Source organism: Alicyclobacillus acidiphilus NBRC 100859 (genome assembly GCF_001544355.1).
Taxonomy (GTDB): domain Bacteria; phylum Bacillota; class Bacilli; order Alicyclobacillales; family Alicyclobacillaceae; genus Alicyclobacillus; species Alicyclobacillus acidiphilus.
The window spans coordinates 1-19,778 of record NZ_BCQI01000062.1; the positions used below are offsets into that span (position 1 = coordinate 1).

The following is a 19,778-nucleotide window of genomic DNA, read 5'->3' on the forward strand; positions in this document are numbered from 1 at the left end:
TCCCCATTTATTGACCTTCGACGGATCGGACGTCGCGTTGGAAAACGGGCCGGACCAATAATCTTTCCCGGCCGTCCCATACTTCGACGCCTGCGGATCTCGACGGAACACATCTTGGAACGCGATATACCATTTGTCCATTCCCTTCGTCGAGAGACCGATTTCTTTGGGATCTGAAGACTTCACGCCGACGATGTCGTCCTTCGTCTTTTGAAACAGCGTAATTCCGCTGATCCCAAGCTGCTTCGACAATGCGACCAGTTGAGCGTTCTTGACGTCTTTCGCGTGTTTGGGCAGTTGATGCTCAATCGCCAAAGCCGCCATTCGCAATTCGTTGCCGAGCAAATTGTCAATGTAATTTTCTCCTTGCTCGGATTGAACAATCTCCAGTTTGATTTGCTGGGCGACCATGGTGTTTTGCTTGATGGCGCTGCCTTCGAGAGATGCTTTTGCGATATAGTAGAAAAGTGTGTTGCTTAGGATGACAATGACCAACATGGAGCACATCAATATCGCGACGACCTGGTAACGCAAGGAGAACCTCACGTTGTTCACTCGACGCCTCACGGAATAACCCTCTTTCACTGGCTGCTCATGTACGCTGCAAACTCTTCCAAAGGAATCGGGCAGCTGAATAGATAACCCTGAAATATATCGCACTGACGCTCCATCAGCCAACGGCGCTGCCGATCCATCTCGACACCTTCGGCAACGACGAGCGAACCGAGATGGTGAGCGAGATCGATGATGCCCGCGACAATAATTTCCGCATTCCTTTCCTCTCCGATGCCTCGAATGAACGACTGATCGATCTTCAAGATGTCCGGCGTCAAATCGCGGAAATATTGCAAGGACGAATAGCCTGTGCCGAAATCGTCAATCGCCAGACGGATCCCTTCCTGCTGCACCGCCTTCAATATAGACAAATGCTTTCCAGAATCCGCAAAAGCGCTTTCGGTCACTTCGAATACAATGCGAGTCGGGGGGATGCCGTAGTTGTCCATCACGGTGCGAACCTGGCGCAAGAAATCGGGGTTGTCCAGCTGTCGGACAGAACAATTCACGGAGATCGAAATACCGGAGTCCCGCAAGACGGGATTGTGGGCCAAGTCGCGACAGACCGTTGCCAGAACGCGAATGCCCAGTTTATGAATCAACCCCACCTCTTCGGCGACGGAGATAAACGTGCCAGGCTCGACCGGAACATCGCCGACTTCCCACCGCGCCAAGGCCTCTGCGCCTACGACCTTGCCGCGTGCGTCCAATTCCGGCTGATAGCGGACCGTAATTTCGCCGCGATCGAGCGCGTCAACCAATCGAAGATAGGTCTGATGCGTCTCGTCGATCCGACGATGGAGATGCGGGGAATAAAACTGGTAATGCAGCCCCTCGGATTCGGCACTGTGCAACGCGAGAAGCGCATGCGAAAACAGTTGAGCGTCCCGACCATCCCCCGCGCGGCCGGACGAATGCAGTGCGACGCCGAAGCTTGCCTGCAAGTGGAACGTGAAGCCCGACACGTGAATAGGCTGTTCGATCCGCGACGCCAAGAAGCCGAGAAGGCCGCGATCGACATAACTTGACTGGAGGATCATCACAAATTCGTTGAACGCGACACGGCCGATGCACGCTCTGGGCAAGACGCGCTGCAGCCGCATGAGGAGAATCTGCACCACTTCGTTGGTCACAGCGTCTCCATATGTGTCCCGCAGCGGAACGAACTTGTTCAGGCCGATGGCGATGATCGACACCGGCTGGCCCTGCGCTTCAAGACGCGAAAGTTGGTTGCGCAGCCATGCTTCGTTGGGGAAGCCCGTGCCGTAATCGAAAAAGGACCGCGCAAACAACTGTTGTTCGGAAGCCTTTCGCTGGGAGATGTCGCGACAGATGGATACAATCAAACGATGACTTCGGATCTCCACGGATTGCAAGGAAACTTCGACCGGAAACGCTTCACCTGATTTCGTGACATAGACAGACTCAGTCAAGACCCGCTGCCCAGGCCGCAAGGTTTGGTAGATTTCGCGAAGCGTATCGTGTAGGGATGGATGCACGATGTCCCAGATGAGCAACCTCTGAATTTCTTTCGCCGAATATCCGAGGAACCGTTCAGCCGCTTCATTGGCCGTGACGAATGGCCGAGGCTCGCCATCCGACCCAAGCGGGTAGATGTATACCGCATCGAGCACTGCGTGAAAAATTTGGTGGAATGACGGCAGGAATGCCGTCACCGGTACGCCGGCGGAACTCTCCGCCCGATTGCTGCCAACATCCACAACGGAACTCGGATTCACCTGAACGTCGTTTTCTGCCATCGCCGGCTCCTCCAAAGTCTACGGGGCTGTATCTCTACTTTGAAGCTTCCACCAGACTTCGACAAGAATCGGGCCCGATCCTCTTAGGTCCCCGGCTTAGGTTCCGCTCAGGCCCTGCGCCTCGTGCATGTGCGAATAATCTGCGCCAGTTCCGCGGTTGCCGTCGGCACGTCGTCGTTGAAGATCAGAAAATCGAAGTGTTCGCTCAGCGATTCTTCGTATTTGAGCCTGTCCAACCGGATGCGAATGTCGTCGTCGGCGTCTCCACGCCCATGCAGCCGTCCTTCCAGCTCGTCCAGCGACGTCGGGCGTACATAGATCAATACCACTCGATCCCCGAACTCGCGCTTCATGTTCAGCGCGCCATTCACATCGATGTCCTTAATGATGATGTTTCCTTCATCAAGAGCCCGCTCGTACGTCATCAGATGTGTGCCGTAGTAGTTCCCATGGATGGTCTCATACTCCAAGAACTCTCCGCGTTCCGCCATCGCGTGAAATTCGTCGCGGGTGACAAAATAGTAGGGATTCCCGTTCGACTCGCCGGGGCGCATGGGTCGGGTGGCAAATGAAGGAATGAACGTCAACCCCAAGTCGTAATTATCGCGAAGAGAGTTGATCAACGTATTCTTACCAGCCCCCGACGGACCCGATAAAATGAAGAGAAGGCCTTTTTGTTCCCCCTCCCCTTTAGGCTCGTAACTCATCAGTTCAGCCAATGTGCAGGACAACGCGTCACAGATGTTTTGCAGAACCTTCAAGTCGACTCGAGAAATCTCGTTCTTCTTAATGGCGTAAAGCGTGTTCTTGTTCACACCGGAACGCTTCATGAGGTCCGGTATTTTCCACTCCCGCTCAAACAACAACCGGTCCAAATGAAATTGCACCTTGTCCACATGCTTCACGCCCCTCATCACGATGTTTTCAAACAGTATACACACTTCTAATGACGAAGTACACCCTTCATTGGAACATCTACTGAGTTGTTCCGCTATTCAATCCAGAGTAGACTACATGATAGCATCGGCCAAAGCGGGTTGCGGACACCCAAGCAACTTCTATACGGCGAGGCGATCGCGCTGGCGACAGCCGGGGCGAAGGTGCGGCGCGATCGCGCTGGCGGAGGGCGCAATCGCGCTGGCGGAGGGCGCGATCGCGCTGGCGGGCGGTCCAGAGACGATGGCGGACTTGCAAATAAGCGTCCCTCAGACGCTTATTTCGACCAAACGACCGGATCGAAGGCAAATAGGCGGCCCGAGGACGTTTATTTGCCTTCGGTACCCCCGGAATGGAGCGATTTCGGCCGAATAAGCGGCTCTCGACCGCTTATTCGGCGCAACTCGTACGATTCGACACAAATAAGCGGCCATCGGCCCCTTATTCGCCGCCACGCCGCCACGCCGCCACGCCGCCACGCCGCCACGCCGCCGCGGTTCCACCGCCCGCCACCGCTTCCGCCGCGTCGCCGACCGACATTCGGCAAACGCTTATGTAGAGAAAAATATGATGGACATGGGGAAAGGCGCGATCGAATGAAAGTCACGAGTGCCCGTTCATATCCGGAACGTTTCGAGGAAACGCCGCGAGAACTGACAAAATCATTGCGTTTATCCGATTTAATTGTCTTTGGACTGCTCTTTACGGTCCCTATCGCACCTATGTCGATGTATGGATATGTCGCAGGTCAGAGCTCAGGGAGAGTTCCACTCGTATTTCTGCTCGGCTGGTGCTGCATGGCGTGCATCGCGTACAGCTACTGGCGTTTCAGCGGGATCTCGAATCGGGGCGGCTCCATCTACGAATTTGTGTCGCTTGGTCTGGGGGAGAAGGCTGGATGGTTTGCCTCGTGGCTCATTTTGGCGGACTATTTGTTTATTCCTGCGGTCTTGTACGCAAACTCGGCTCAGCTTATCTCCCTCTGGCTGCCTGACGTGCCGTCGTTCGTCTGGATTGCCTTGTTTGCCCTGATGAACCTCGTGCTCAGCCAGCGCTCCATCCGGCGGCAACTCCAGTTTGGTTTACTGTTTCTGTGCGTAGAACTGTTTGCGCTCGCCGTCTTCGTTGCAGCGGCAATCTATTTTCTCTCGCATCATCCCCACCTTGCGGCGGCAAGCAGCGCGAGCCTCGTTCAGCCGATGAACTGGGCGATCTTCGCGAAATGGGTATCGATTGGCCTGCTTGTGTTCCTCGGTTTCGACGGAGTCAGCACTCTCGGCAACGAAGTGCCCGAGCCGCGAAAGATGATTGGACGGGCGACATGGACTGCGTTTGGCCTGCTTGGAGCCCTCTTCCTGCTGCAGTCGATCCTGGCCAACAGCGTCTATCCAAATTTCGATAATCTCGACCCTGCGACTGGATTTTTCGATCTCGCCCGTTCCATTTCGGGCCCGTGGCTCTACTGGCTGCTGGCTTGCTCCACCATCTTCGCGTCTGGTGTAGTGAATGCTTGGGCCGGGCACACAGCCTCGACGAGAATTCTCTACAATTTGGCCCGCGACGAGAAGCTGCCTTGGTCTTCCTGGCTGGGACGCCTGCAGCCTGCCACAGGCGTCCCCAACGTCGCGATGTCCATCGCCGTTCTGCTCGCGTTTTTGCTCGCGACCTTCGTTTCGGCTCAAACGTTGAATGTGTTCGTGTCGTTCGGCGCGCTCACCGCGTTTTTGCTCCTGCAAGTCGCCTTGCTTCGGCACTTTGCGATGTCGCGACGCGGCGCACGCCTTGCCGTTCGCTTGGTTGACGCGGCAGTCGCTGTCTTGGGGATGGCTGTGGTGATCACGGCCCTTGTGTCCGTCAAGCCCAGCAAGCAGCTCATCACCTACGGCGTGGTCTGGATCTTGGTCGGCGTCGCCGTATGGATATTGCAAACCGCCGATGAAGACGAGGGCGGCGTCTGATTCCTTCAGTTAGAGTCCCTCAGGCGATGCGATCCGGTGTGAACATGCCATCCGATATGAACCGCCTTTTACCCAAGCTCCTTCGTCTCAACGCCTGGCCGTACATCGCTCCTCGATTGTGGATGCGGGAACAAATCGCTGACGCGAACGCTGCGGCCGTGTTCGTTCACGAAGACGACGTGCCCGCGGTCCAACTGACGCGGGCTTTCCAGACCGCACGCCGCGGCGAGCGCGAATACGCCCTGACGAATTTGCAGGACATAGTTCATGACCCTCCACTGCTTCTCTTCTGGAACAAGCGCCGCCTGATATTTCGGATCCGTCGTCGTAACGCCAGTCGGACATTTACCGGTATGACACTGAAGGGCCATAATGCAGCCGTTCGCCATCATGAACCCACGGGCGGAGTTGACACAGTCGGCGCCAAGCGCCAGCGCGATCGCGACTTTGTCGGCCGTGATCAGTTTTCCTGACGCGAATATTCGAAACCGATCGCGAACGCCATACCGCCGAGCCGCATCGTCCAACGCAATCAGCGCGGAGTAGAGCGGCAATCCCATGCCGTCCGCCATCGCTTTGAACGTCGCTCCAGACCCGCCTTCGCTGCCATCGACCGTGATGAAATCCGGATAGATGTCCAAGCTCACCATCGCTTCGAACAAGTCATCGAGCCCATTTGGATGGCCCACGACGATCTTGATTCCGACTGGTTTGCCTCCTTCGGCTTGGAGACGCTGAACGAAACGCAATGAGTCTTCGGGTGTCTTGAGAAAGGGGAAGCGATTCGGAGAATTGACAGTCTTGCCAATTGGCACTTTGCGGATGGCGGCGATTTTCGCGTTGACCTTCGCACCCTCCAAGTGGCCGCCGCGGATCTTCGCGCCCTGGGCGAATTTCAGTTCGAACGCCTTGATCTGTGGCATCTTCGCCTTTTCACGGAATTCGTCGAACGAAAACTGGCCATCGTCGTCGCGGAAGCCAAAGAGCCCGGGGCCAATCTGCGAGATAACGTCGACACCGGTTTCCAAGTGCTCTGGCGCAACGCCGCCTTCTCCCGTATTGATCCACGATCCGCCTGCCATCCGCGCGCCGTTGCCAGTCGATCGGATGTAATGTTCGCCGACCGCCCCATACGACGTCGCCGATGCACCGAACATCCCTTTGATCCGCCACGGGTTTGCTCGATCCGCTCCCACCACAATGGCATCGTCGTCTGTGTACAGCCACCGGCTGGTGTCGGCGGATCGAATATGCTCGCGGCGAGTAAACAGTCCCTCCTTGACGACCTCATATGTCTTGCCTGCGACCAGTTCGAGATTATCCACGTTCAATTCTTCCACAAGTTTTGGAAACAGGTCATTGGCAAGATAGAAGCCTGGGCTGTCAAAATCCCGCTTGGATCCGAAGCTAATCAAATCCGTTCGATATTTCGCGGAAAATACGACTGAAAGAAAATCGGCTCGCGAGAAGGGTCTGCCAGCGGTATCGTGATCGAACCAATATTGGCGAAACTCTGGTCCCAACTTCTCAAGAACGTAGCGAATCCAGCCCATGTACGGATGCGCGCGAATGACGGAGTGCTGCGGACGTCGGGACAGAAAGTAGAGGTACGCGAAGCCTGCGACAGGAAGCATGACGAACAATCCCAGAACGACGACAAGCACGATCACGGCCCAAATTGGCATGTTATCACTCTCCAGCCTTCGTTTCCGTCAGTGTACCACGTGCAGGAGCACAGAACAGAAAAAGAAGAAGGCCCTCCCACCCCAACAAAGGTCGAGGACCAAGACTTGATTGCTATTCCGGCGCCGCAGTTTTCCGCCGCAGGAACCAACGCTCTGCGTCTTCGATATCGTCTTCATCCACCTGGCCGCGAACAAGTTGAACCGGATCGTCCTCGCAGTTGGCGGCTCTCAACTTTTCACGGAGCTGCTCGATGCGCTTTCGCTTCGCTCGAACGGCAACCGCGGACTTCAGTTCTTCATTCAGCTTGTCCCACGAATTCCCCACTTGCGCGTACAGGATAATCAGCCAGAAGTCGGCAATTTGAAACTCGACGGATTGCTCCTTCGAAACCATGATGGACATCCATGGTTCAGCACCGGTGAACGGAATTTTCTCGACCAATTTCAACGTTTTTCCGCCGCAGATTTTCCGATACGCTTCCGCGATAGTCGTCTGATCGACCTCTACGCCAATCTTCTCCAGGTGGGTGTAGAAATCCATCCACCTGCCGAGCATCCGCCGCGCAGACTCCAACGTCAACTCAAACCAATCGACGTCGATCACGTGATCCTCAATCCATTCCAACGCCAGCGAGTACTCCCACCAAGGCAATTCGGAAAGCGATTGAACGCCAGTCCTGTCCACATAGAGCGCAAAGGCCCACAGATCTCGCCAAGCGTCCTCCAACTCGTTGGAGCGTTTCATAAAGTACAGTGAATTCAAGTACGATTCGACCCACTGTTCCGAGACCAGGAGGTCCCAATCGATGGATTGGTAGTCACGACGAACTTCTCTCATCACTTCATTGATTCGGCTCGTGCAAATCCCCACGCTCTCTTACATATTTGATTCCTATTGTAACGCAACTTGCGCGATCACGAGGAGGGATGTCTTGGAATGTCGCGTGAGACGGGCTCGCGGAGGCTGGCGAGGGGCCCGGTCCCAGCGAAAGGGCCCGGGCCCGGCGAAGGCGCCCGGTCTCAGCGAAGGCGCCCGGGCCCGGCGCAGAGGCCCGATCCCGGCGGTGGGGCCCGGTCCCGGCGAAGGCGCCCGGTCCCAGCGAAGAGGCCCGATCCCGGCGAAGGGGCCCGATCCCGGCGAAGGCGCCCGATCCCGGCGAAGGCGCCCGATCCCGGCGAAGGCGCCCGATCGCGGCGGTGGGGCCGTGCAAATAGGCGTCCCTCAGCCGCTTATTTCGGTGAAATCGCTGGATCGAAGGCAAATAGGCGGTCCACGGCCGCTTATTTGCCGCCGCTGCGCCTGAAGTGGAGCGACCTCGGCCGAATAAGCGGCTGTGAGCCCCTTATTCGGCGCAACTTCGACGATTCGACACACTTAAGCCGCCTGGGGCCGCTTATTCTGCTCCTGCTCCTGCTCCTGCTCCTGCTCCTGCTCCTGCTCCTGCTCCTGCTCCTGCTCCATCTGCTCCATCTGCTCCATCTGCTCCATCTGCTCCGTCTGCTCCCCCATCGGCTCTTCCGTTCACGACTCTCTCCGATTTCGCTTTCGCGTTGTCTGAAATAGAATCTGACTAATCGGTCGAATAGACTCAAAACAACAAAATCTAGCAAAAAATTTCAAAGCCTCCACCCTTCGACAGCCTTCGACATAGAGAAATTGGTATGCTGTCATCAGGTGTCGGATTCTCTGTACCGCATGGAGGTGAATTCGGTGAAAAACCTGTTGAACAAGAAAGAATCTCTCGTTTCTTTGGGCGTTCTCGCAGCCCTGGCTATTGCAACGGTTGCTACTTTCCCGTGGATCTAATCTTTCGAAAACTGAGAGAAGAATCGACCTACGGTTCTTCTCTCTTGTTTTTCATACCCAACAAAGAAGATAAGCGGAGGCGAAAGACACGTTGATCTACTTCATTGGGCTGGCGATTCTATGGCTGCTTCTACTCAGACGTCCGCCATCGTTGCTCCTCAGGGTAAGGTACCGCTTGCCCTACGTACTAATCTTCGGACTCATAGGTGAAATCCTATTAAATCTCCTTCATAAATCTTACGTATCTTGGTTGCTGCCCTTATTTTTATGCTTGATTATTGTGTGGCTTTTAGCCAACATCCATGTAAAGGGACTTTGGTTAATTCTCATAGGCACAGTTTTAAACATCGTTGTTATACTGTTGAATCATGGGTCCATGCCAGTCTTAGAGCAAACCATGCGCATGCTTCACATGTCTGTTTCAGACCATATCGGGTCTCGGCACTCAATCATTGCGAATCCTCGCGGAGATTGGTGGTTAGGCGATTGGCTGCCGATTCCACCGTACATCATGAGTCCAGGAGATATATTAGTAGGTTTGGGTATCGTATGGTTTGCCCTATCCAACACTCGAAAGCGAGCGACGCCCGTTGGTACAACATCTTCGAATAAGTTATAGATGGTTGCTGCTGGTTTGTGGAGCAATGACCGTGATCTTGGCCTTATACAGTTTGACGGCTCACTTTAGGCCCCTCGTCTTGCTATTTTGCTTGCTAGCCATCATTCTGGATTTATATCCCATTTGCCTCCCAGGCAGCGTGAAGTGGACTCCCTCAGTGATATGTTACCTATGGAGCCTGCGAAGTCTCGGCTACTCCGATACATCCATCGTGATCACACTGAGCTGTCTGGCCATGTTTTTTAGCGCCAATAATTGGAATATCAAATCGGTTCGATGGTACCGTTACTTTATTTCTTTAGGCATGTTCCAACTCGCACTCGCCGGATGCTGTTTTGTCAATGATGTCTATCCTGGACATTCTGTCATACTTCAGCGAGCACTGCTAATTGTGTGTTTTGAAGCTTGCAACTTCGTATTATACATGGGCGTTCAATGGTCGTTGGGGCAACTGAGGCAGGCTTGGCATTCGCTCAGCACTCGAACACTCATTCCTATGATGGTGTCTGTGGCCGTGCTCACCCTTGTCTCCCAATACGAAACCGCACTCTCAGCCATGCTTCCTGCAGCGGCCCTGTTGGTTTGCTTCATTGTGATGTCCCGCCAGTATTATAGCGCAGTGCAATCGTCCATCGAGGCGAACAAGAAATACCAGCTGATTGCCAACAACACGGACGATTTGGTTCTCGTGATCGATCCAAACGGGCAAATCACATTCGCTTCCCCGTCGCACGCGAGGCTTTTTCACGTATCCCTCGAAGACATCACAGGTCGAGAGGTATTTGACTTCATCGAAGAGCATGGCGAGGACCTGCGTAAGGCGATCGCGGCGAAGCCATCCGTGACATCGCTTCACGAGTTGCTGTTTCAATTTGGCGACACGTCGATCCCGACGGAAACGCAGGTCTCGCCGGTATTTCGAGAAGACGGAGAGTTGGATGGGTTCATCGTTGTTTCGCGAGACATCTCGGAGCGGCTGCGCCAACAGAAATACTTGATCCAGACCGAGAAACTCGCGGTCGCGGGACAGCTCGCCGCCGGGATCGCGCATGAGATTCGGAATCCCCTCACTTCGGTGATGGGCTTTCTGCAACTGCTTCGCCAAGAGTTCGATGCAGTGTCTCCGGAAGCATTCCGCGTCGTGTGGTCTGAGTTGAGTCGGATATCCGAGATCACGGGTCAATTGCTACTCTTGGCGAAACCGGAACCGTCGCTGTTTGTCGATTTCGACTTGAAGCTGATCATCCGCGATACCATCACGTTGTTGGAAGGACAAGCGCATAAGGATAATGTGTTCTTCGTCGCGAACCTCGAGGAAACAGTCTACATTCACTGCAATCCGAATCAACTGAAACAAGTGTTCGTGAACCTGTTCAAAAACAGCATCGAAGCTATGGAAGGCAACGGAGGAAATATCTACGTCAAGATGAGCCTTTCGGGCAACGAAGTTCGTGTGGAAATTCAGGACGAGGGGCCAGGAATTCCTCAGCACCTCATCCAGTCACTGGGCCAGCCGTTCTACACGACGAAGGAAAAAGGGACAGGTCTCGGGCTCATGGTCGTTCATAATATCGTTAAGGAGCACAAGGGATCCATCCGGTTCGACAGCGACGGCTCGAAGGGAACGCATGTCATGTTGACGTTCCCTATCGTTGAGACGTCCTCCCATTCACAAGCAGTGCACGGGGAACGGAGTTCGACGCTTTAAAACGGGGTTGGGCTGGTTGCGAATCCCCGCGAACCCTATGGCTTCTTCAGTTCCAAGTAGAATCGATGGCCGTGTGTTACAAACGGCCCGGACGCCTGAATCCGCTCGTGCATCCTGCGAAGCGCATCCGCATACTTTTCCACACTGAAATCTGGAATCTGCCACGGCACCATCCGCAGGTAGTAGACGATCGCCCCCACGTCGGTGAATGCAACCTCTGGAAACTCTTCCTTCGCATCGATCACGATGAAACCCAATTCTTCGGCTTCTTGTCGGGCATAGTCGAGACACCAGTGTTGGTACTCTTCGTTGATTGGCGCACCCAAACAGCGATTCAGGCCATGTTCATTGTCGCCGCCTGTCCCCATATCGAGCACCGCTGCGGCCTGCGGCAAACGTGACTCTACAAGGCTGCGATACTGCCACGAAAGCGGCTGATCGATCACGCGGTTACGCAGATAGGCAAAATCCCAGCCGCAAATCGGCTGTTCCAGCGCATTCGAAATGAGCGTCTCAAAGTCGGCTGATTGAGCCATTCGACAGCGCCTCCAGACTGTCCAACCATGAAATTTTAGTATATCGTTCGGCCGTGCTCGTCAGGAATGCCTGACTTGCGGTAGAAGTAGGTGTTGATGACGTCGCGCCACTCTTTGGCATCCTGGAACTGGATCTCGAACCGTTCCATGACCGCTTGATGCCGATCCGCGTCAATCAACCCGGACAGTTCCCGCCACTTTGACATCATGTCGCGCACCTGTTCGACGCCTTCGAAATGAGTGTCATAAATGTGCTGGATCACGGATTTGCCGGATTTCAACTGGTGACGGTAGGGCACGTGATGGAAGAACAGCAGCAATTCGTCCGGGCAGTCTGCCAAGCTCTCGTACCGCTCCCGATTCGGGGAATGGTACTGGCCAACGTAGCCCGTGCCCCACTCTTCGGTTCGATCCACACCGATGCCCTTGCAATCCGCATAGTGGTATGTGCCCCATTTGGAGTACTCGTACCCGTCCGGATTCGGTCCATAGTGATGCCCTGGGTTCACCATCCAGCCAACCCCCAGCGGAGCCGTGTAGTTTTCGTACGTCCTCCAGGATGACAGCAGGAGTTGGGAAATCGTCTGTACGACGCGATCGTTCAAACCATAGGTCAGACGAACCCACTCATCGGTGATGGTTTCCGACGACAATTGGGGATTCCACGCCAATCGGCCAAATCCGTACAAATTGGCTTGTGCGAGCGAGTGCCCCGTCCAGTTGCCGTCGTCGCCAACGTTGACGACGCCGACCATGCCGCCAGTTGTCCGGCCAAACAGTTCACCCGAAGCAATACGGGCGACGGTCGATCCCTCGCCGCGCGCAAACGTGTCGAAGTCAAGTACTTCTTTCCACTGCGGCACCAGATAGCACAAATGCTTCTGCTGCCCGGTGTACTCTTGGGTGATTTGCACTTCGAGCATCTGATTGGTCTCCTGCAAGCCGCCAAACAGCGGTGAGACAGGTTCGCGCACCTGAAAATCCATCGGACCGTTCTTGATTTGCAGCAGCACGTTGTCATCGAACGTGCCATCGAGCGGCACAAAGTGATCGTACGCGGCACGCGCTCGGTCCGTTTGTCGATCCCGCCAATCCTGCAGACAGTTGTACACAAAGCAGCGCCAGATCAACAGCCCGCCGAACGGCCGCAATGATCTAGCCAACATGTTCGCTCCATCCGCGTGATTGCGGCCGTACGTGAACGGACCTGGCCGAAATTCGGAGTCAGCTTTCACCAGGAATCCGCCAAAGTCGGGAATGTGACGGTAGATTCGAACCGCAGTGTCGTCCCACCATGCCTGGACGTCGCGATCCAGCGGATCCGCCGTCAGCAGCTTGCCTACTTCGATGGGCGCGGCAAAATTGACACTCAGAAAAATCCGGATGCCATAGGCTCGAAACAACTCCGCCAATCGTGCAATGGACGGCAGGTAATCTTCCGTGATGAACTTCGTCTCGACCTCATGCACGTTCACGTTATTGATCGAAATCGCGTTGATTCCAACCGAAGCGAGCAGGCGGGCGTAATCGGTAATCCGATTCGGACTGTACTGAATATCTCCGTTTCGGTAAAAGAGCGACTTTCCCGCATAGCCGCGTTCAATGCTGCCATCCGCGTTGTCCCAGTGGTTGACCATTCGCAGTGGATTGATGGGCGTTTCCACGATGGGTTCTGTCAACGGCTGAGCCGTACGAACCAAACGCAGTACATGAAACACACCATAGAGGCAGCCTACCTCAGATTTGCCCGCCACTACGAGGAGCGATCGGTTCTCCGACAGAATCGGCTGAATGATGTAGCCTTCATCGTCGATCGCGTCGGCGTGATGCGGACTGATCCACCCGTCGATCGCAGCCGTCCGGCCAATGACGCCCACGATCACGGCGCTGGCGTCGTCTCGCAAACTCGCTTCTACCTTTGGATCGATGGCGTATGCTTCGCGAATGCCACGCGACAATTCACGGACCGCGGTACCCAGCACCCCTTCAGCGTGATCGGCCACAACGATCCGGGCCCAGGGCGCCACTTCCACGAGATTCCCCGAAAGCAATGGCGCAGGTTGCAGCCATGCCGAATAGTCCAACGACTGGCGGTAACCGCCGCGTGCGGAAGAATTTCCGTACGTCATCCTTTATCCCCCTTCTATTCTGATTACACGTATCCGTTGGTCAAAAAGCCGCCGTCCACAATCAGCGTCGTCCCGGTCACATAATCTGAGTCCGACGATGCGAGAAACACCGCTGGTCCTGCAATATCCTCCACTTCGCCCATGCGGCCCGCTGGAATTCGCGCAATCATCTTTTCGGGCTTATGAATCCCCTTGGCAATAAAGTCGCGTACGATCTCCGTCACGATAAAACCAGGGCTAATCGAGTTCACCTGAATATTGTACGGGGCCCACTCCAACGCAAAGTTTTGCGTCAGTTGCTTGACTCCTCCTTTGCTGGCTGCGTACGCAGCCCGCTGCGGAATCGCGGCGTGCGACACCAGCGAAGTGATGTTGATGATCTTGCCACCTTGTCCACGTTCGATCATCGTTTTCCCCACAGCCTGGCAATACAGGAACGTCCCATCGAGATTGATGTTCAACACCCGTTTCCAATCCTCAAACGGCAGATCGACCGATGGATGGGCAAGTGAAACACCGGCACAATTGACAAGAATGTCGATCCGGCCGAATTTCGCAATGGCTGCATCCACCGTCCGGTTGACATCGGCGGGCGAACTCACGTCACCTTCCAGCACAAGCACGTCAGCCGACGTGTTGTTGCGAATCCACTCCTCTTGCTTCACCAACTCGGCCATCGTTCGGCTGACCAAGATGACGTCGGCTCCCTCCTGGGCCATCCTGCGGGCGATTCCAGCGCCGATGCCGCGGCCGCCGCCCGTGATCAGAGCAATCTTGTTTGCTAAACGCATGGGTATGTCCTCCTGTCCTCAGGTCAGTTGTTTGTATCGTCCGGTGTTGCCCAGCGGGTGTTGGGCACCAGTGGAAACCAGGTTGGGCGGGCTGGATCGCGATCATACGGGTAACCGCCCAATTCGCGGTACAGTTCGGCGTACTGCTGAAGTTTGTCGGGATCGAGAGCAACCCCGAGACCTGGTTCCGCAGGCACCTCGATGGCTCCATCGACGTACTGCAGCTTACCGCCTTGGATGACGTCATCCTGCAGATGGTGGTAGTGCGCATCCGCTGCGAACGTCAAATTCGGCAGCACAGCGCCCAGGTGCAACATGGTCGCCAACTGGATCCCCAATTCTCCGGATGAATGGACTGCGATGGACTGTTGGAACGTCTCACAGACTGCAGCCGCTTTCAAGCAAGGACGAATGCCTCCCCAGAACGTCGTATCGAGGAGAATGACATCGATGGCTGGGTTCAAAATGTTGGCTGCCAACTGTTCAAAGTTGACCACGAACGTGTTCGTCGCGATGGGAAGCCGAACCATTTCGCGCACGCGCCTGTTGCCGTTGAGGCCGAATGTTGGGTCTTCATAGTAGTCGTTGTTGACGTGTTCAATGGCGCGCCCAAAGCGAATGGCATCTTCCACGCTGAGAGCCGCGTTTGGATCGTACCTCAGCCTGTCGTTGGGAAACGCGTCGGCCAGCGCGAGGTAGCAAGCCAATTCGTAATCTGGGTCAAATACGCCGCCCTTGAGTTTGTGCACACGAAAACCGTATTTTTCACGCAGCTCTCTGGCGTGTTGCACGAGCTGTTCCGGCGTGCGGACTTCTCCCTCGCCCGTATGCTCGTTGGGCAGTCGAAAAAATAGGTAGCTCGCAAAGGAAACGGTGTCGCGAATTTTGCCGCCGATCAAATCGTAGACGGGACGGCCCAAATGCTTCCCGATGATATCCAGACAAGCGAATTCGATGGCGGCGAGCAACTGCGTTCGATTGTTGTACAGGCTCGCTGTCGGATTCGCGATTTTGAATCTCAACTCTTCCAGACGATACGGATCGTGTCCGACCAAATACGTCTTCAATCCCGCAAAGGCGGCTTCCGCGCTTTCTCCGCCGCCGCCCATTTCGCCCAAGCCGACGATCCCCTCGTCCGTGAACACCTGGACCACTGTTCGCACAAATCTCCCCCAGTGCGCCCCATTGCTGTGTCTCAACGGAGCTTCGAGCGGGACGGTGACCGTCGTCGCCTTGATGTCTGTAATCCGCATACAAAATCCCCCAGTTTCGTTTCAACACTTGACCGTTCGATTCATTCACACGACGGTCATTCAGGCAAACTGCTTTCTTCCGCAAAGTACGAAGGATATCTCTGAATGATGACGGAAATGTCTTCCATGACGCGCCTTAGATGAACCTGCATAATTCGCGTGGCCGTTTCCACATCATGCGAAAACAGCGCGTCGACGATCCGCTCGTGATCGGCAATCAACGATTCCATCGCAGGCACATCAAACAGCGACAACATGCGGACACGATTCAAGTGGCTGCGGATTTGCCCCACCATGACCAGCAAGGTGTCATTGTGAAAGTAGTTCAAAAGCGCGCGGTGAAATTGGTCGTCCGCCTCGAGAAAGCTCATGGCGTCACCCGCTTTGCACGCGTCTCGCTGCTGCAGCAGCGAACCGTCCAAGTCCTTTTTCAGTTGGACAGCCGTACGATGATTCACGTCGATACTCATCGCGATCTCGCGCAGCGCACTCACTTCCAGGCTTTCGCGCACAAACCGCGTCTCCTCGACCCGCTTTGGGGAAATCAGCGTCACCCGCATGCCCCGCTGCGGCAGCACCTCGATCAGATCTTCGAGCGCGAGCGCCCGAATCGCCTCTCTCACGGGTGTTCGGCTCATATGCAGCATGCGAGTGAAATCCGACTCATACACCAGTTGGCCCGGCTTCACCTGCATGGTCAAGATTGCCTCGCGAATGGCCGCGTACGCTTGTTCACCGAGAGTCTTCTTGCCCGATCCATATGGAAGGCTTGACAGCATTGGATTCACCACCGTTCCTGCAAAACGTGCGTTCGTATGGGTAACATGTTGAACGCATGCAAATGCGATCTTCTCGATCCTATTGCACACTTGTATACAAGTCAATCCAGATAGCCACTATTTTTTGGGTTCATCCTTTCAAGCAACCCTCACAGACGCACAACACCCCATCCGAAAGGGCATTGTCCACCATCGAATGAGGTGTTTCAGTCGAATCAGGTGTTGCACAAGATGACTTATGCCAGCATACGACCGAGCTTAATGGCCTCTATTTCCGTTTCCATTTCCGTTTCCATGCGCATTGAGCGCCAAAATGGCCGACGCCAGATTCGCGACATTCGGCGTGCCGATGCCTGCTGCGGGATCGTAGCCCGGAACGGCTTTCCAATACCAGTTCGTGCTCCCGTCGGCGAGATCGTTGAACGGAGCATTGGCGCCATAGCCCTTCGTTTGCATAATGGTGTACAACATTGGATTCAGCAGCCCGAGGCGCGAATGAGCGTCCTGATCCAACAAGGCCGTGATGCCGTTCAATTGAGGCGCGACGAAACTCGTACCGCCATCCCCTTCGAGCCAACCGCCGTCTTCGGGCGTATCGTAGACGAGGTAGCCTGTCTCTGGATCAGCGTCCATCGACAAATCCGCGACGTTCCGGCCAGCGAAGCCCGATGGCAGGTTATATGAAAATGGCGATCCATAGAGAAGCCCCTGCGAATCAGTGAACGTTTGTCCCGACACCGTATTTTGCATACCGGCGATTCCCTGCTGGTACCACGGGCGGTTCCAGATGGTGCTGACGCCACCGCCGTCACCTACGGAGAAGGTCGAATAGCCGAGGTTTTGCAGATAGTCCCAAGCCCACGGGCGCTCCGTCGTGATATCGACCGATCCCTTGGAGAACGTTGCCTGATACGGCACGGTCGTCCCACCGGCAGCCGTGACATACGGATCTGACGCAGGCGCGTCGACGGAAAGCGGAGTCGAAAAGCCATCCGTATTTGGGAAGTCACGCTGCGTATCGTATGCGCCCGAGTCTCCCGAGGCCGCGAAGACGGAGATGCCTTGCGCCGCTGCCTCCATGAAAGCCTGATCAAACGCCTGAAGTTCATTCGTGTAGTCGGTGCCTTCGTTCATGCCCGCTACATAGTCGATCTCCGGCTGGCCCCAACTGACCGACAATGTATCGACCTTATTGTCCGAAACCGCTTGGTAGAACAGATCGAGAAATCCCGCGTCGGTATTCGGCGCGTTGTACACAATGATGTTCGCGTCCGGGGCCAAACCGCCAGCCTGTTCGACATCGAGCGACGTTTCGCCCGTTCCAGCGCCCAGCGCCCCGCCGCCGTCGACAGGCACATCGGTAATGCGGTTCGGCTGCGTCTTCAGTCCAATCGCGTTCCAATATGTATACGCGTCCTGAGGCAGAAAGTCGGCAAGCGATGCAATGCCAATCGTCTCTCCTTTGCCTGTGATGCCTTGTTGATAGAGCGGGTTGATGTCGTACATGTTGGCGGTATCTCCCACTGTATATTCACCCGGGATTCCCGTCGCTGTCGATCCGTCCTTTGGCAGAGCCAACGGCGGTTCCTGCTGTCCCGTGGCCTGGGACGCGGTGATGCTCAGCGATTGCGCCGCTTGCTCATTGCTCAATCCCGCAATGGCCAATACGCTATTCAGTAACACGTCAGGAATCCGCGGTCTCCCTTTCGGCGCGTGAAAATATTTTCCACCTCTTGTATAATTTTCTTCCACAATGTTGAACGCCTCGTTGAATTGTGCAACCGTACCGGTCACCTGAATGTCCAAGTTGTCCGCGAATACTTTGTCTACCGTGATTCCCTGCGATTGAAGATAGTGTGTAACCATGCTGATCTCTTGATTTGACGGTGCATACTGGGAAACGAATTGTTGAACGGACAAGAACTTGTGATAATTCGGACTGCCCGGCGTCTCCGTCTGCTGGATGTAGTTCTGCAGTTGGCTCTCGTTTTGGATTTTTAAATAGACAGACGCAGTCATGGTCTGGCTTGTATCCGTAGGCCCTAAATCCTGCTGCTTCTGACTATTCTGACTTCCTGGCACAGGTGCCGCCGACGCTATCGATGGGAGGCCCCAGGTAAGCAATCCTGCTGCAACAGGCGTTGCCAACAACGCAATTTTCCAATTCTTCAATTCGACTCCCCCATGTTTGTGTCATGTCAAATTACGTAGAGTAAGGTATTCGCAACCAACCCTATCTCACCCTCTGGAAATTAACGGGTAAATTTGACAAGTTATGATGAAATCCGATTCGGGGTCTCCGAACGAATAGAACAACCAGGTTTACAGCGGGGAGTCGCGCCTTGATATGTCACAATTTACCGCTTCGCCCACCCCCACAACCCGGGATCCAAAATTCGATATTCTTTCACATACTTACTTACACTTGGAGGCGGACACCCGTGCGTATTCACATCAAGCCAGCATTGGCAGCTCTCGTGATGTCTTCATTGCTCCTCATTCCTTCTGCACAAGCAACAACGGTTCCGAGCAGTCAAGGCTCCTTGACGCATCAGGAGACAGATGTTTCTTCCTTGCAACTTTCTGAGCAGCAGCAAATCCTTGTAAAAATGGCGGAAACACAACTCAATGTGCCGTACGTTTGGGGCAAACAGGAGCCGTTCGTAGGTTTTGACTGCAGCAACTTCGTCGCTTGGGTGTATCGTGCCGCCCTCGGGATCGACTTCAGTGGTTCGTCCGTATGGCAGCGCAACAACGCTGGCACTCCAGTATCCACGTCCGACCTTCAGGTGGGGGATCTCCTCTTCTTCAAAACAGCAAATGAACCAAACGGCAGTGGACATGTCGGAATTTACATTGGGAATGGAGACGTCATTCAAGAGGGCGGCGGTTGGAAGAAAGTCACCATCGAGCCGCTGAAGGGCACATGGTTGGGTAAGAATCTGGTCTTTGCCCGACGCATCCTGAAGTAAGTTAGCTGGGGCGAGGGGCGGGGCGGCAGGCAGGCAGGCCGGGCAGCACCGAGTCACCCCAGGCCGGTCTTCATCGCCCCTGGGTTACCGCGAGCCGGTCTTCATCGCCGAATAAGCGTCCCAAAGACGCTTATTCGTGTCGAATTTTCCGAACCGGGAGATTTAAGCGGCCCTGGGCCGCTTATTCGTTCAAATTCGGCCCAATCGGACTCGAACGGAGTCCCATAGGCGGTTCTCAGACGCTTATTTGCCTCCAACCCGCCGGATCGACAACCTTAAGCCTCCCTCGG

16 protein-coding genes and 1 pseudogene are annotated in these 19,778 nt (G+C 55.1%); 5 read left to right on the forward strand and 12 right to left on the reverse strand.

What is annotated here, in order from left to right; translation table 11 throughout:
* The 3 genes and pseudogenes from AAC01S_RS15300 to gmk form a co-directional block, all read right to left on the reverse strand.
* A pseudogene (locus tag AAC01S_RS15300) lies at positions 1–567 on the reverse strand (sensor histidine kinase); the annotation flags it as partial.
* Between the two features lie 14 nt (positions 568–581).
* Positions 582–2,315 (reverse strand): putative bifunctional diguanylate cyclase/phosphodiesterase, encoded by a 1,734-nt coding sequence (locus AAC01S_RS15305; protein WP_067624350.1) that lies wholly within the window; start codon positions 2,313–2,315, stop codon positions 582–584.
* Positions 2,316–2,422: 107 nt separating this feature from the next.
* Positions 2,423–3,211 carry a guanylate kinase gene (gene gmk / locus AAC01S_RS15310; RefSeq protein ID WP_067624353.1) on the reverse strand — a complete coding sequence of 263 codons (789 nt, stop codon included), beginning with the start codon at positions 3,209–3,211 and terminating at the stop codon, positions 2,423–2,425.
* 118 nt (positions 3,212–3,329) lie between these two features.
* On the opposite strand from gmk, the gene AAC01S_RS15315 reads away from it, so the two are divergent.
* Together AAC01S_RS15315 and AAC01S_RS15320 are read left to right on the forward strand one after the other, a co-directional pair.
* Positions 3,330–3,626: a hypothetical protein gene (locus AAC01S_RS15315; protein ID WP_067624356.1), complete on the forward strand. Its 297-nt coding sequence runs from the start codon at positions 3,330–3,332 to the stop codon at positions 3,624–3,626.
* 221 nt (positions 3,627–3,847) lie between these two features.
* Entirely contained in the window at positions 3,848–5,209 is a 1,362-nt protein-coding gene (locus AAC01S_RS15320; protein ID WP_083511857.1) for an APC family permease, read from the forward strand.
* Between the two features lie 68 nt (positions 5,210–5,277).
* Here the strand turns inward: AAC01S_RS15320 and AAC01S_RS15325 are convergent, their stop codons facing one another.
* From AAC01S_RS15325 to AAC01S_RS20125, 3 genes are all read right to left on the reverse strand, one after another.
* Entirely contained in the window at positions 5,278–6,843 is a 1,566-nt protein-coding gene (locus AAC01S_RS15325) for a glutamate synthase-related protein (RefSeq protein WP_370670834.1), read from the reverse strand.
* 163 nt (positions 6,844–7,006) lie between these two features.
* Positions 7,007–7,732, reverse strand: a complete 726-nt coding sequence (locus AAC01S_RS15330; RefSeq protein ID WP_067624389.1) for a trigger factor — start codon at positions 7,730–7,732, stop codon at positions 7,007–7,009.
* 537 nt (positions 7,733–8,269) lie between these two features.
* Complete coding sequence (locus AAC01S_RS20125) at positions 8,270–8,404, reverse strand: hypothetical protein (protein WP_281178144.1); 135 nt, start codon at positions 8,402–8,404, stop codon at positions 8,270–8,272.
* A 472-nt stretch (positions 8,405–8,876) separates the two neighbouring features.
* On the opposite strand from AAC01S_RS20125, the gene AAC01S_RS20275 reads away from it, so the two are divergent.
* Positions 8,877–9,320 carry a DUF5317 family protein gene (locus AAC01S_RS20275; RefSeq protein ID WP_169794067.1) on the forward strand — a complete coding sequence of 148 codons (444 nt, stop codon included), beginning with the start codon at positions 8,877–8,879 and terminating at the stop codon, positions 9,318–9,320.
* A 442-nt stretch (positions 9,321–9,762) separates the two neighbouring features.
* Positions 9,763–11,028 carry an ATP-binding protein gene (locus AAC01S_RS15340; RefSeq protein WP_169794068.1) on the forward strand — a complete coding sequence of 422 codons (1,266 nt, stop codon included), beginning with the start codon at positions 9,763–9,765 and terminating at the stop codon, positions 11,026–11,028.
* Positions 11,029–11,063: 35 nt separating this feature from the next.
* Here AAC01S_RS15340 and AAC01S_RS15345 read toward each other — a convergent pair whose 3' ends face one another.
* The 6 genes from AAC01S_RS15345 to AAC01S_RS15370 all read right to left on the reverse strand — a co-directional run bounded on the left by AAC01S_RS15345 (position 11,064) and on the right by AAC01S_RS15370 (position 18,688).
* Positions 11,064–11,564: a hypothetical protein gene (locus AAC01S_RS15345; protein ID WP_067624371.1), complete on the reverse strand. Its 501-nt coding sequence runs from the start codon at positions 11,562–11,564 to the stop codon at positions 11,064–11,066.
* Between the two features lie 35 nt (positions 11,565–11,599).
* Positions 11,600–13,693 carry an alpha-glucuronidase family glycosyl hydrolase gene (locus AAC01S_RS15350; protein ID WP_067624373.1) on the reverse strand — a complete coding sequence of 698 codons (2,094 nt, stop codon included), beginning with the start codon at positions 13,691–13,693 and terminating at the stop codon, positions 11,600–11,602.
* Positions 13,694–13,716: 23 nt separating this feature from the next.
* Positions 13,717–14,484 (reverse strand): SDR family NAD(P)-dependent oxidoreductase, encoded by a 768-nt coding sequence (locus tag AAC01S_RS15355; protein ID WP_083511859.1) that lies wholly within the window; start codon positions 14,482–14,484, stop codon positions 13,717–13,719.
* Positions 14,485–14,507: 23 nt separating this feature from the next.
* The gene (locus AAC01S_RS15360; protein WP_067624375.1) at positions 14,508–15,737 is read right to left on the reverse strand and encodes an enolase C-terminal domain-like protein; all 1,230 of its coding nucleotides are present in this window, start codon (positions 15,735–15,737) and stop codon (positions 14,508–14,510) included.
* Between the two features lie 56 nt (positions 15,738–15,793).
* Positions 15,794–16,516, reverse strand: coding sequence for a GntR family transcriptional regulator (locus AAC01S_RS15365; RefSeq protein ID WP_067624378.1), 723 nt, complete (start codon positions 16,514–16,516; stop codon positions 15,794–15,796).
* 258 nt (positions 16,517–16,774) lie between these two features.
* On the reverse strand, positions 16,775–18,688 hold the full coding sequence (locus tag AAC01S_RS15370) for a S53 family peptidase (RefSeq protein WP_067624381.1): 1,914 nt from the start codon (positions 18,686–18,688) through the stop codon (positions 16,775–16,777).
* 269 nt (positions 18,689–18,957) lie between these two features.
* On the opposite strand from AAC01S_RS15370, the gene AAC01S_RS15375 reads away from it, so the two are divergent.
* Positions 18,958–19,488 (forward strand): C40 family peptidase, encoded by a 531-nt coding sequence (locus AAC01S_RS15375; protein ID WP_067624386.1) that lies wholly within the window; start codon positions 18,958–18,960, stop codon positions 19,486–19,488.
* Positions 19,489–19,778 lie beyond the last annotated feature (290 nt).

Bases quoted from the DNA above. Each gene is read 5' to 3' on its own strand.
- AAC01S_RS15305 (WP_067624350.1), bottom strand. From the start codon at position 2,315: ATGGCAGAAAACGACGTTCAGGTGAATCCGAGTTCCGTTGTGGATGTT.
- AAC01S_RS15315 (WP_067624356.1), top strand. From the start codon at position 3,330: ATGATAGCATCGGCCAAAGCGGGTTGCGGACACCCAAGCAACTTCTAT.
- AAC01S_RS15320 (WP_083511857.1), top strand. From the start codon at position 3,848: ATGAAAGTCACGAGTGCCCGTTCATATCCGGAACGTTTCGAGGAAACG.
- AAC01S_RS15325 (WP_370670834.1), bottom strand. From the start codon at position 6,843: ATGCTTCCTGTCGCAGGCTTCGCGTACCTCTACTTTCTGTCCCGACGT.
- AAC01S_RS15330 (WP_067624389.1), bottom strand. From the start codon at position 7,732: ATGAGAGAAGTTCGTCGTGACTACCAATCCATCGATTGGGACCTCCTG.
- AAC01S_RS20125 (WP_281178144.1), bottom strand. From the start codon at position 8,404: ATGGGGGAGCAGACGGAGCAGATGGAGCAGATGGAGCAGATGGAGCAG.
- AAC01S_RS15345 (WP_067624371.1), bottom strand. From the start codon at position 11,564: ATGGCTCAATCAGCCGACTTTGAGACGCTCATTTCGAATGCGCTGGAA.
- AAC01S_RS15350 (WP_067624373.1), bottom strand. From the start codon at position 13,693: ATGACGTACGGAAATTCTTCCGCACGCGGCGGTTACCGCCAGTCGTTG.
- AAC01S_RS15355 (WP_083511859.1), bottom strand. From the start codon at position 14,484: ATGCGTTTAGCAAACAAGATTGCTCTGATCACGGGCGGCGGCCGCGGC.
- AAC01S_RS15360 (WP_067624375.1), bottom strand. From the start codon at position 15,737: ATGCGGATTACAGACATCAAGGCGACGACGGTCACCGTCCCGCTCGAA.
- AAC01S_RS15365 (WP_067624378.1), bottom strand. From the start codon at position 16,516: ATGCTGTCAAGCCTTCCATATGGATCGGGCAAGAAGACTCTCGGTGAA.